Origin of the sequence: Streptomyces sp. NPDC050164 (assembly GCF_044459945.1) — a bacterium.
In the GTDB taxonomy this organism is placed as follows: domain Bacteria; phylum Actinomycetota; class Actinomycetes; order Streptomycetales; family Streptomycetaceae; genus Streptomyces; species Streptomyces coeruleorubidus_A.
The window spans coordinates 31,450-43,729 of the sequence record NZ_JBITJK010000031.1; the positions used below are offsets into that span (position 1 = coordinate 31,450).

General features: G+C 71.6%; 10 protein-coding genes. 4 read left to right on the plus strand and 6 right to left on the minus strand.

The genetic code is table 11. From position 1 onward, the window contains the following. Positions 1-104 precede the first annotated feature (104 nt). Positions 105-890 (minus strand): SDR family oxidoreductase, encoded by a 786-nt coding sequence (locus ACIBNA_RS31870; protein ID WP_399168651.1) that lies wholly within the window; start codon positions 888-890, stop codon positions 105-107. Between the two features lie 98 nt (positions 891-988). Between ACIBNA_RS31870 and ACIBNA_RS31875 the strand changes: the two genes are divergently transcribed. After that, on the plus strand, positions 989-1,828 hold the full coding sequence (locus ACIBNA_RS31875) for a hypothetical protein (protein ID WP_399168652.1): 840 nt from the start codon (positions 989-991) through the stop codon (positions 1,826-1,828). Positions 1,829-1,846: 18 nt separating this feature from the next. Here the strand turns inward: ACIBNA_RS31875 and ACIBNA_RS31880 are convergent, their stop codons facing one another. Together ACIBNA_RS31880 and ACIBNA_RS31885 are read right to left on the minus strand one after the other, a co-directional pair. Beyond that, a complete protein-coding gene (locus ACIBNA_RS31880) occupies positions 1,847-3,724 on the minus strand; it encodes an MFS transporter (RefSeq protein ID WP_399168653.1) in 1,878 nt (625 codons plus the stop codon). 205 nt (positions 3,725-3,929) lie between these two features. Then, positions 3,930-6,374, minus strand: a complete 2,445-nt coding sequence (locus ACIBNA_RS31885) for a D-alanyl-D-alanine carboxypeptidase (RefSeq protein WP_399168714.1) — start codon at positions 6,372-6,374, stop codon at positions 3,930-3,932. A 1,086-nt stretch (positions 6,375-7,460) separates the two neighbouring features. On the opposite strand from ACIBNA_RS31885, the gene ACIBNA_RS31890 reads away from it, so the two are divergent. From ACIBNA_RS31890 to ACIBNA_RS31900, 3 genes are all read left to right on the plus strand, one after another. Next, the gene (locus ACIBNA_RS31890; protein WP_184984847.1) at positions 7,461-8,216 is read left to right on the plus strand and encodes a GPP34 family phosphoprotein; all 756 of its coding nucleotides are present in this window, start codon (positions 7,461-7,463) and stop codon (positions 8,214-8,216) included. Positions 8,217-8,448: 232 nt separating this feature from the next. Beyond that, positions 8,449-9,306, plus strand: coding sequence for a helix-turn-helix domain-containing protein (locus ACIBNA_RS31895; RefSeq protein ID WP_399168654.1), 858 nt, complete (start codon positions 8,449-8,451; stop codon positions 9,304-9,306). Positions 9,307-9,512: 206 nt separating this feature from the next. After that, positions 9,513-9,704 carry a DUF397 domain-containing protein gene (locus ACIBNA_RS31900; protein ID WP_399168655.1) on the plus strand — a complete coding sequence of 64 codons (192 nt, stop codon included), beginning with the start codon at positions 9,513-9,515 and terminating at the stop codon, positions 9,702-9,704. 108 nt (positions 9,705-9,812) lie between these two features. On the opposite strand, the gene ACIBNA_RS31905 is transcribed toward ACIBNA_RS31900, so the two are convergent. The 3 genes from ACIBNA_RS31905 to ACIBNA_RS31915 all read right to left on the minus strand — a co-directional run bounded on the left by ACIBNA_RS31905 (position 9,813) and on the right by ACIBNA_RS31915 (position 12,234). Then, a complete protein-coding gene (locus ACIBNA_RS31905; protein WP_399168715.1) occupies positions 9,813-10,661 on the minus strand; it encodes a MerR family transcriptional regulator in 849 nt (282 codons plus the stop codon). Positions 10,662-10,735: 74 nt separating this feature from the next. Then, positions 10,736-11,242, minus strand: a complete 507-nt coding sequence (locus ACIBNA_RS31910) for a glutathione peroxidase (RefSeq protein ID WP_399168656.1) — start codon at positions 11,240-11,242, stop codon at positions 10,736-10,738. After that, entirely contained in the window at positions 11,239-12,234 is a 996-nt protein-coding gene (locus ACIBNA_RS31915; RefSeq protein ID WP_399168716.1) for an ArsR family transcriptional regulator, read from the minus strand. Before ACIBNA_RS31915 ends, ACIBNA_RS31910 begins: the two co-directional genes overlap by 4 nt. Positions 12,235-12,280 lie beyond the last annotated feature (46 nt).

Below are 12,280 nucleotides of genomic sequence, written 5' to 3' on the forward strand. Positions count from 1 at the left end.
CGTGCGCACGGCAAGGAAGAGGAAGGTCAAGAGACCGTAAAAAAGTTCGCTGAGGTGACCTCAGTTTATGTACATGAACAAGCGGACGTGGCCGAAAGGTGCCCTCAGCGCATCAGCTCACCCGCGTTCACCAGCAGCGACTGGCCCGTGATCGCCCGAGCCCGGTCCGACGCCAGGAACACCGCCGCGTCCGCCACGTCCGCATCCGTCGCCAGCTCCGGCAGTGCCGTACGACCCGTCAGCCTGCCCAGCACCTCCGCCTCCGACACGCCCTCCTTGGAGGCGGTGAACCGTACGTACGCCTGCACCGGCGGGCCCCACATCCAGCCCGGCAGCACGGCGTTGACCCGTATCCGGTACGGCCCCAGTTCCCGCGCCAGCGAGTACATCGCGCTCATCAGCGCCCCCTTCGACGCCGCGTACGCCGCCTGCCGCACCCGCGACGGAGCCGCCACCGCCGACTGCGTCCCGACGAACACCACCGAACCGCCGCCCTCCTTCAGGGCAGGCAGGCACGCCCGGGTCATCCGCAGCGTGCCCAGCAGGTTCACGTCCAGCACCGCACGCCAGGCCTCGAAGTCCGCGTCCTCCAGGCCGCCGAAGTAGCCGTCCAGCGCGGCCACGTGCACCACCGCGTCGATCCGCCCGAACCGCTCCCGCGCCAGCCCCGCCAGCGCCTCGCACTGTCCCTCGTCGGCGATGTCGGTCGCCCGGTACGCCGTGCGCGAGGCGTCCGGATCGAGCTCGGCGGCCGTCTTCGCCAGGTTCGCCTCCGTACGGGCCCCGAGCACGGCCCGGCCCCCGTCCCGTACGACGGCCGCCGCCACCTGCCGCCCCAGCCCCGCCCCGACCCCCGACACGACGACCGTCTTCCCCGCGAGCAGTGACATGGCAGGACCTCCCGGAAGCCGGAACCGTACGCCGGACCCTGGCGCTTTATCTGACGGAGCGTCAGAGTATGGGCCTGCCGCCTAGGAAGGGGAAGGGCATGAGCGACGACACCCGCAGCGAGCTGTACGCCGAACTGGCCGCCGTCGGCCCCTACGGCACCCACCCCGGCCACGCCCTGATCACCATGGTCGAACCGCACCCGGGCCACGAGTACGCCTACAACCGCTGGTACGAGGACGACCACTACTACGCCGGCGCGATGGCCATGCCCTGGATGTACGCCGGCCGCCGCTGGGTGGCCACCCGGGACCTGCAACTCCTGCGCTACCCCGAGAAGTCGGCGGTCGCCCAGCCCGTCACCACGGGCTGCTACCTCTCCACGTACTGGATCACCGCCGGCCGCTACGACGACCACATGCGCTGGACGGTCGCCATCAACAAGCGCCTCAACCGCGACGGCCGCGTCTACCACGACCGCACCCACGTCCTCACGGCGTTCCAGGACCACGAGGCGACGGTCTACCGGGACGGGGCGGCGGGACCGCGCGACATGCACGCCCTCGACCACCCCTACGCCGGCCTGGTCCTCCAGGTCGTCGAGGCCGGCACCCCCGAGCAGCGCCCACAGCTGCTGGAGTGGCTGCGCTCCCGCCATCTGCCCAAGCGGCTCGCGGGCTCCCCGGCGGCGCTGGTGACCGTCTTCCGCCCGACCCCGCTCCCCGGCGACCGCATGACCTACGTCAAGCAGGTCGAGGGCGTCGACACCCGGCTGACCCTGTTGTGGTTCCTCCAGGCGGACCCGCGCGAGTGCTGGGAGGCCTTCTTCACCGGCCTGGACACGGCGGTCGGCGAATCCGGACTCGGGCGGGTGGAGCTGGTCGCGCCCTTCGTCCCGACGGTGCCGGGAACGGACCGGTACGTCGACCGCCTCCGCTGAGGGCTGAGAGCCGGCAGGTCAGCGCAGCTCCTCCGGGCACGGCGTGCCCCGGGGCAACTGGTAGGGCGCCGCAAGGTGGTAGGTGCCCGGCTTCGGCGCGACCAGCACCGTCCACCTGTCGCCGTGCTCGTCCTCCTCCGTCTGAGCCAGGCAGCCGTTGACGTTGACGTACGTCCTCGGCTCGCCCTCGGGACGGTCCTTGGACGCCTCCGTCTCCCGCGGCGGCTTCAGGCTCTTGCCCTCGGCGTCGACGATGCTCAGCCACGGCGAGTACGGGATCCGGACCAGGACCCGGCCCGCCTTCTTCACCTGGAGGATCATCTCGCCCTGCTCGGCCCGGTCGACGACCGCGTTCGGCTCGGCCAGCGGGGTGGGGTCGGTCACCTTGAACAGCTGCCAGTTGGCGTCGCCCCAGACCTGGGTCAGATACGGCAGCCCGCGCTGCACCAGCGCCCGCTCCCGCTGCCCCCCGTCGCCGTCCGGCTCGTCCTTCGGCAGCACCACGTAGTGCACCGCCCAGCGCTTCAGCCACTCGTGGTAGTTCGCCGAGTTGAGCGTGTCGTCGTAGAAGAGGGGGTTGCGCTCCATGTCGGCCTGCCGGTTCCAGCCGCGGGCCAGGTTGACGTACGGGGCGAGGGCGGAGGCCTCGCGGTGGGAGCGGGCGGGGACGACCTCCACGCGGCCCTTCTCGGCGCCGACCTCCTGCAACTCGTTCACCAGCGGCGCCAGCTCGCGCGACCAGGACGCCGCCGGGGCCGTGTGCACGATGTCGTCGACCGTCTTGAAGCCGATCCACCCGGCGAAACCGGCGAGCGCGACGACGATCGCGTACCACTCGCGGCTGCGCGGCACCGCGAACGGCAGCGCGACGACCAGCACCACCCCGGCGAACAGCATCGCCAGCCGCGTGATGTTCGAACCGATCTGGGAGCTGATCAGCCACACCAGCACGACGCTCAGCCCGTACACCGCGGCCGTCAGCCGGACCGTCTTCCAGTCCTTCGGCACGAGGACGAAGGCGAGAACCGAGTACGTGAGCGGCAGGATCACCGAGGCGTACGTCATCGGCTGCGTCCCCGAGAACGGGAACAGCCACGCCGACACCGCCACCACCGCGGTCGGCGCCAGCCCCAGCGCCCACGCGCCCGGCCGCCGCTTCTGCAGGAACAGCGCCACCGCGACCAGGCCCACGAACAGACCCGCGACCGGCGACGACATGGTGGCCAGCGCGGCCAGCGGCGCCGCGGACAGGGCCTTCGCCCAGCGCTTGTAACGCCACCGGTACGGCCAGCAGAACACGACGGCGACCGCGCCGAGCGCGAACATCATGCCCAGACCGAACGTCACCCGCCCGGACACCGCGTTGCAGAACAGCCCGAACACGCCCGCCAGTGACGCCCACAGGGGGTTGCGGACCGACCGGCTGCGCAGGAGGAGCAGGGTCAGCAGCCCCGCCGAGACCGTCCCCGCGATCATCATCGTCGTCCGCACGCCGAGCACCGACATCAGATACGGCGACACCACGCTGTACGACACCGGGTGCATCCCGCCGTACCAGGCGAGGTTGTACGCCGAGTCCGGGTGCCGGCCGACGAACTCGGCCCAGGCGTCCTGCGCGGCCAGATCGCCGCCGCTGTTCGCGAACGTGAAGAACCAGACGACGTGGAGCACTCCGGCCAGGCCCGTGACGGACAGCACCGGGTGGCGCAGCATGCGCTCACGCAGCGTCAGTACGGCGGTCCGCAGCCGGGAGTCAGGGGAGTCGGGGGGCGCGGGGGAATCGCCGTCACGACCGTCCCGGCCGCTGCCTTCCCCGGCTGCGGGCAGGCGTATTCGCGGACCCGATACCGGGCCCGGATCGGCGTCGTCGGTGCGTGTCGGCTCCGCAGTGGCCACTCGAAGGCACTCCCCGTGTCCCGTCTTCTGTTCTCGTCTTCTCTTCCCGGCCGTGCCCCGTTGGTCAGCGATTCACGGCCGCGCCGCCGCGGACGGCGACCCTGCCCGGTTCGCGACGCTAGCACGCACCCCGCCGGGCGGCGCCCGGACGGGCCGTTACCGGCGGGGTGCGGTCGTGTGCGGTCGTGCGGCCGGCGGGGCCGGCTCAGCCGAGGCGCGTGAGCTTGTCCGCGAAGCCCGGCTCCACGAGGTCCTCCTGGAGGGCGACCGGGACCTTGACCGCGTTGGTGCTGCCGTCACCGACAGTGAGCGTGCCCACCTTCGCGCCGGCCTTCGCCTGGTGGGGCAGCTCGTCCGCGGCGAACGTCAGCTTGACGGACAGGCCCGCCCAGCCGACGGCCGTGACGTCCTCCGTGACGGCCACCGGCGTACGGCCGCCGATCCCGTCGTCGGCGTACCCGACGACGGTGCCCTTCTTCAGGATCGTCGCCGACTCCAGCGCCCCCTGCGCGGCCTTGATCAGCTTGTCGCCCTCGTGGAGCGCGGCGCCCAGGATGGTGTTGTCCGGGCCGCCGGCGGGCTGGCGCACGACGGCGCCGACGATCCGGCGGGTCTCGCCATTGACGTCCTTCCTCGCCGAGAAGACGAGGTTGCCGAGCGCCGAGGTGGTGGTGCCGGTCTTGATGCCGGTGACGTCGTTGTAGCCGACCAGGCGGTTCCAGTTGTCGTGCTTGACGCCCTTGTAGTCGACGTACGACATCATCGCCGCGACCTCGCGGAACGCGGGCTGCTCCATGGCCGCCTTGCCGAGCTTCACCTGGTCCACGGCCGTGGACACGGTGGTGTTGTTCAGGCCCGACGGGTCGGTGTACGTCGTGTTCTTCATGCCGAGGTCCTTGGCGGCGTCGTTCATCTTCTGCACGAACGCCTTCTCGGAACCCGCGTCCCAGCGGGCGAGCAGCCGCGCCACGTTGTTCGCGGAAGCGATCAGGATGCTCTCCAGAGCCTCCCTCTGGCTGATCTTGTCGCCCTTGGTGACGTCGACGGTGGACTCCTGGCCGGCGTCGGACTGGTCCTCGGCGGCCTGGTCGATCTCGATCTTCGGCCCGTCCTCACCGCTTTTGATCGGGTGATCGCGGAGGATCACATAGGCGGTCATGACCTTGGCGACACTCGCGATCGGCACGGGCTTCTGCTCGCCGGACGACCCGAACGTACCGATGCCCTGCACGTCCAGCGCGGCCTGGCCCTTGGCCGGCCAGGGGATGTCGACCTTGCCGCCCTCGAAGGTGTAGCTGTCCTCGGCGGTGAGCTCCAGGATGGGCGTCGGCAGCGGGCGCACGCTCTGTACGACGCCGAAGACGATCACCAGCAGCAGCACCAGCGGCGTCCAGATCTTCACCCGCCGCACGGCCGTCCGCAGCGGAGTGTCCGGCGGCGGCGGGGTGTTCGTCAGCTCGGCCAGCAGATCCAGCGGCGGCCGCGGCGGCAGGGGCTGCTGAGTGGTCCGCTCGGGGCCGACGGTGGGCACGGGGGCGGTGGCGTCGGCGGGGGCTGGGGCGGGCGCCGGCTTACGGGTCGCCGGGTCGTCGAGCGGCTTGAGCGCGACGAACTTGCTGGTCCGCTCGGCGTCCTTCTCGGGCGCGTCGTCCTTGGCGTCCTTGGCGGCACCGCCGAGCTTCAGCATGGTGGTCGGCTGATCGACCGGGGGCCGCACGGCTTTGAAGACGGCGGTGGGCTGGTCGACGGGGGGCTCGGCGTCGCCGTCGTCGTCGCCCTTGTCGGTGTCGGTGTCGGTGTCGGTGTCCGTGCCGGTGGTGTCGGTGTCGTCCGACTTGGGGGCCTTGTCCACGCCGTCGGTGCCGGACGCCTTACCGCTGTCGGGGGTGTCTTCGGCTTCGGGCTCGGCGGACGTGTCTTCGGCGTCGGGCTTGGGGGAGTCGGCCTTGGCCGTCTCGGGCGCCGGGGTGTCGTCGGTGTCGCCGGCGGCGGTGGTGTCCGCCGCGGCGGCCTCGGAGGCGGCAGTGGAATCGCCCGCGCCGTCGCCGGTGGCGGAACGGTCCGCCTCAGCCTCGTCGGCCTCCTCCTGCCCGCCCTGGGCGTCGGCACCGGCCTCCGCGGCCTCGTCCGTGCCGTCGGCCTCTGACCGGTCCCGGCCGCCGGTGGCGGCGTCGGCAGCGTCGTCCTCGCCGTCGGCCTTCGGGCGGTCCTGGACGTTCGTATCAGCGTCCGCGGCCTCGTCCGTGCCCTCGGCCTCTCGGCCGTCCCGGGCGTCCACGTCGGCCTCAGCAGCCTTCTCGGCCTTCTGGCCGTCCGTGTCGGCCTCCGTGGCCTCTTCCGCGCTCTTAGCGGCCTCCTGGCCGTCCCTGGAGCCCTTGTCGGCGCCTTCTGCCCGCTCACGCTGGCCCTCGACTGCCGCAGGCTCCTCGTCCTGGTCGGCTGAAGCGACCCACGCGGCCACGGCGTCCCGCAGCCGCCCGTCACTGCCGGCGGCGCCGTCCCCGCGCTCACCGGAGCCGGAAGCCCTGCCGGAGCCGGAAGCCTTGTCGGGGCCGGAAGCCTTGTCGGGGCCGGTGGACTCGCCGGGATCGGAGGACTCAGCGGCTTCCGAAACCCCGGTCGACTTCGAAGACCCGCCGGAGCCCTTCACGGACTCCTCCGCAGGCCGCTGGGCGTCGTCGGCGTCACTCTCGTCCTGCTCGGCGTCGGTAACCGCCCTCGCGGCACCGCCACCCGGCTCGGCGCCGGCCGCCGTACCCGCGGCGCCCGCACCGCTGTCGTCCTGCTCGGCGTCAGTCGCCGTGCCCGCCTCGTCCGAGTCGTCGGCACCCGGCTCGGCGTCAGTCGCCGAGTCGGCCTCGCCCGCGTCTCGCTGGGCGTCAGCCGTACCCGTGGCGCCCGCGGCGCTGTCGTCCTGCTCGGCGTCAGTCGCCGTGCCCGCCTCGTCCGAGTCGTCGGCACCCGGCTCGGCGTCAGTCGCCGAGTCGGCCTCGCCCGCGTCTCGCTGGGCGTCAGCCGTACCCGTGGCGCCCGCGGCGCTGTCGTCCTGCTCGGCGTCAGTCGCCGTGCCCGCCTCGTCCGAGTCGTCGGCACCCGGCTCGGCGTCAGCCGCCGAGTCGGCCTCGCCCGCGTCTCGCTGGGCGTCAGCCGTACCCGTGGCGCCCGCGGCGCTGTCGTCCTGCTCGGCGTCAGTCGCCGTGCCCGCCTCGTCCGAGTCGTCGGCACCCGGCTCGGCGTCAGCCGTACCCGCGGCGCTGTCGCCCCGCTCGGCGTCAGCCGCCTCGCCCGGCTTCTCCGTCGTCCGGGCGGGCAACACACGGGTTGCCGTGTCGGCGCCGCCCCGCTTCGCGGACTTCTCCGTGTCCCGAGCCACCGCGAGGCGCGGGTCACGCTTGGGTGAGGCCTCGCTCCTGGCCTCGGGAACCGGACTCGCGCTCCCCGACGTCGGTTCTGCCGACGACTCGCGCTGCTTCGACCTGTCGGGGGACTCGCCCGCCACCGATGCCTCCTCCTCGCGCCGCACTCCCCGCGTGCGCGTACCGAACCGTGAACCGCCGCCCGTGACACCGCTCCCCGGCGCTGTCCGAACCATGTACCAGTGTCCTGTGTGCGGACTAAACCCATCCGGTAGACGAGAACGACATACCTACTGGTTCCACTACGAACCGGTCACGCACCCTCGACAGACCAATGTGAGAGGGGTCACCCTGTCATTCATCCACGCGGGGAGGCATGGATGGGCAGGAGCCGCAGAACACTTCCGGAGGAGCTTCTGCTGCTGGCACTGGACCCGACCACGGGTACCACTGCACAGCCGCAGTCGCTCGACCTCGGTCTGGCCGGTGCACAGCTAGTGGAGCTGGCACTGGCCGGACGGATAGCCCCAGACGGGGATCGTATCGCCGTGGTTGTACCACGGCCGACTGGAGATCCGACTCTGGACTGCGCGTTGGAGTTGCTGCGAAGGCGCGGCGCTCCCGTACGGGCGGTTCACTGGATCGGCGGGCCACGATTGGGGCTCCGCCAGACCTACCTCAGCCATCTGGAGCGGTGCGGCATGGTGCATGCCGTGGCGGGCCAGATGTGCGGAGTGCTGCCGACGACTCGCTACCAGGCGACGGACAACGACATCAGCCGGGAGATCAGGGCCCGGCTGGACTCGGCGATCCGCACCGGCGTACCGCCGGACCCGCGGACCGCCGCGCTCGCCGCCCTGGCACACGCGGTCGGCCTCGGCAAGCACCTGTATCCGGGCAACGAGGGGCGTTCCTCTCGCTCCCGGCTGCGGGACCTGATCAGGCACGACCCCATGGGCGGTCTCGTCGCGCACGCCGTGATGGACGTCCAGAACGGCGTGGCGGCCCAGCCGCGCCGCAGCCCGGCCCCGTCCGGCCGTCAGGCCGCGGGCGGAGCCAGGCCCGCACCGGAACCCGCCCGCGGTGTTCCGATGCAACCGCGCCACGGAACCATGGCGCGCGCCGTGGCCCACTGAGTCGCGCGGCGGCACGAGCACGACGCCGCGCCCACGAACCCGGTCACGGGAGCCGCTGCCCGAGCGGGGCGGGGAGAGCACACACTCTCCCCGCCCCGCTCGGCGTGCCTGTCCGAACGGGCGTGTACCCGTCGCATATCCACCGTTTCCCAGCGGTAGGAAGCACCTTGGTGGCAGTCTGCTCAACAGCAGATACGCAAAGTAGAGGCACGCAGCCGGAGGTGCACGTCCCGTGGCGTCCAATGTCAATCCCACCGTCAGGCGGCGCCGGCTGGGCCAGGAGCTGCGCCGGCTCCGTGAGCTCAAGGGCATGACGGCCGAAGAGGTCGCCGAGCGGCTGCTGGTGTCCCAGTCGAAGATCAGCCGGCTGGAGAACGGCCGGCGCAGCATCAGCCAGCGCGACGTACGCGACCTGTGCGGGGTCTACGAGGTCGAGGACCAGCGGATCGTCGACTCGCTCATGCAGATGGCCAAGGACTCCCGGCAGCAGGGCTGGTGGCACGCCTTCGGGGACATCCCGTACAGCGTCTACATCGGCCTGGAGACGGACGCCGAGTCGCTCAGGGTCTACGAACCCCAGATCATCACCGGCCTGTTGCAGACGCGTGCGTACGCCGAGGCCATCATCCGGGGCGGCTCGCCCGAGGCCTCGGAGGCGGACAACGACAAGCGCGTCGAGGTCCGGCTGCGCCGGCAGGGCCGTATCGCCGCCGAGACGGACCCGCTGCGGCTGTGGGTGGTCCTGGACGAGGCGTCCCTGCACCGGGTCGTGGGGAGCAAGGAAGTGATGCGCGAGCAGCTGGAGCATCTGATCGAGATGTCGCAGCTGCCCCACATCACCGTGCAGGTGCTGCCGTTCGAGGTGGGCGCGCACGCCGGCATCAACGGCCAGTACTCGATCCTGGAGTTCGCCGACGCGGCCGACTCCAGCGTGGTGTACATCGAGGGCGTGACCAGCGACCTGTACCTGGAGAAGCCGCTCGACGTGCAGAAGTACACGGTGATGTACGAGCACCTGCGCGCGCAGTCGCTGAACGTGGATCAGTCGCGGCAGCTCATCGAGCGCCTGGCGAAGGATTACGCGCGCTGACCGTCCGTCGCCCTTCCGTGGCGTGAGACCTTCCGTCCGGCAAAGCGCGGGATGCTACACCCCTGACACGCCTGACTGAAGACTCCCCTGGAATATGCCATCCAGTCGAGTGAATGGCTGCTCCGAACGAGGATGTTGGCGAGTAGCGTCGATCACGCCAACCACCAGCACGGGTTGGCGTAAACGCAACTGGCTACGGAGCGAACATGGCAATTCGTCTGGGCGCCACGGAAACGTGGACGACGTCCTCCTACACCAACAACAACGGCGCCTGTGTGATGGTCAGGTCGACCCTCGAAGAGGCCCTGGAACTCGGGGACACCAAGGTCCCCGAGGGCCCCAAGCTGGCGTTTCCCGCCGACGCGTGGAGCGCCTTCGTGGCCTCGGTCAAGGCCTGAGCCACCGCTCGACAACAGCACAAGCACCACCTACAGAGCCCTCTCGACCAGCCTCGCCGTCCTTGCCGAGAGGGCTCCGCTTGTGCCCCGCGGGACCCGAAGGGGAGATCAGCTCACCGGGAACGCCACGTCACACACCGGATCCTCGGCCCCCGCCGCGTCCCAGTCCGCGAAGTACACCTCCCGGCACGGGCCCGCCTGCTCCAGGCCCTCCCGGGCGATCCACTCCTCCACCGCCTCGAAGGCCGCCATGATCTGCGGATGGGCCACCTGGGCCTTGGTGATCCGGGTGTAGGCCAACCGCCGGACGGGTTCCACCCGTACCTTCGTCCCCTCTGTCCGGCCGTGCTTGTCGACCCACGCCCGGGCCGCCGCCGCGTCGGCCACGGGCACGCAGGACTCGGCCGGCCCGTCGCTCTCCATCGACACCTCGGAGTGGTAGACGACGAACGGCGCCGCCGTGATACCGCCGCACTCCCGCGCCGCCGACTCCAGCCGGCCCAGCGACGCCCCGATCCACACGGGCAACTCGCCCGCCAGTACGTGCCGCATCTCGCTGATCACCACCTGCTCGGGCACCTCCACCGTCTCGACCACGAACTTTCCGTACATCTCGGAGCTCCTCCCCGACAGTCGTCCACGGAGGTACTCGACGAGCGTGCGCTGCCCGGCCACGCGTGCCTCGACGTCCGCCCAGTAGGCGGCGAGCCGGTCGGCGGCCTCCGGCCCGTCCGCGGCGACCACCTCGGCGACCCGGGCGAGCGGCATGTCCAGCTGCCGCAGCATGGCCACCAGCCGGGCCCGTTCGACCTGGCCGGCGCGGTAGTAGCGGTAGCCGCTGGACTCGTCGACGTGCGCCGGGGCGAGTAGGCCGAGACGGTCGTACAGCCGTAGGGCCTTGGCCGACAGCCGGGCCCGGGCGGCGAACGTCCCGATGGTGAGCAGGTCGTCGTCCATGCCGTCATCCTCCGTCACCGGGCGGCCTCTTCCGCCCGGTGACGAGGACGCTCGGCCCTGCCCCAAGGGCAAGGTCAAGCAGCCAGCTGACCCTCGATCGCCGCCACGACCTCCGCCGACTCGGGCTCGGTCTGCGGGGAGAAGCGGGCGACGACCCGGCCGTCCCGGCCGATGAGGAACTTCTCGAAGTTCCAGCGGATGTCCCCGCTGTGCCCCTCGGCGTCGGCGAAGCCGGTCAGGCGGTCGTACAGCGGGTGCCGGTGCTCGCCGTTGACCTCGACCTTCTCGGTCATCGGGAAGGTCACGCCGTAGGTCGCCGAGCAGAACTCGGCGATCTCCTCGGCGCTGCCGGGCTCCTGCCCGAGGAACTGGTTGCAGGGCACGCCGAGGACGGTGAAGCCGCGCTCGGCGTATCGCTCGTGGAGCTTCTCCAGCCCGTTGTACTGCGGGGTCAGGCCGCACTTGGAGGCCACGTTCACCACGAGGACCGCCTTGCCCGCGTACTGGGCCAGGTCGGCGGAACCGCCCTGGAGGGCACCGATCTCGACGTCGAGGGGAGAAGAAGCGTTGCTAGTCGTCATGGGCGGATGCTAGCTCCGGCGGGTGTCGGGCCGGTTCCGGCCTCCACGAGCACCTGCCCCGCGGCCGTCCGCGCGTACAGCACCGACCGGCCCGCCCGCCCCCGTTCCACCAGGCCCGCGTCCAGCAGGACCCGCAGATGCCGCCCGACCGAGCCGAGGCCCTGGCCGGTCACGGCGACCAGCTGACTCGTGCTCAGAGGACTGTCCAGCAGGACGAGGACACGGGCCCGGGTGGTGCCGAGCAGGGCGGCGAGGCTCGCGGGTACCGGCCTGCCGCCGGTGTCGGCGAGAACGCCCGCGCACGGGTAGACGAGCGCGTACCGGTCGGTGCCCTCCCACGACACCCAGCCGACGCGCTGCGGGGTGACCGGCACGAACACCAGCTCCGCGCCGGAGATCTCCCGCGGCGGATACTCGTGCGCGTTGACCTGCAACCGGTTCTCGCCCAGCCACCGCGTGCCCGGCCGCAGCGAGTCCAGCGCGGCCGCCCAGCCGCCCCGGCCCACCTGCGCGGTCCGGGCGGCGACATCGGCTTCGAGCACGCGCCGGCGACGGGGCCAGTACGGGCGTACGGCCTCCTCCCAGACGTGCGTCAGGAGGCCGGCGGCGCGCTCGGGCAGGTCGTCGCGATCCAGGCGGGGCGGGAGCGGACCGGGCAGGGAGAGGGTGAGATGGGCGCGGGCGGCCTCGGGGGAGGCCTCCCGGACCCGTGCGACCTCGTCCGCGAAGGTCTCCCCGGCACGCGGGGTGGGCGTGAGGAAGTCGGCGATCCACTCCTGCCCGAGCCCGGAGCGGACGAGCAGCGCGGTGACCGGATCGTCCGCCAGCCGCCGCCGGTAGGCGGGAAGGTGGCTGTCGAGCCAGCGCCGTTCGCCGGGGTGCGCGGCCACACCGGTGTGCAGCAGCCGCAGACTCGCGAAGGTCTCGGCGAGCGGGGAGAGGACGAACCGGCTCCCCGCGAGGGTGTCGGCGTTGACCTGCCACCAGCCCATGAACCGCCCCCCGGTCACGACGTTTCGCGTCCGCGCGAAACAATAA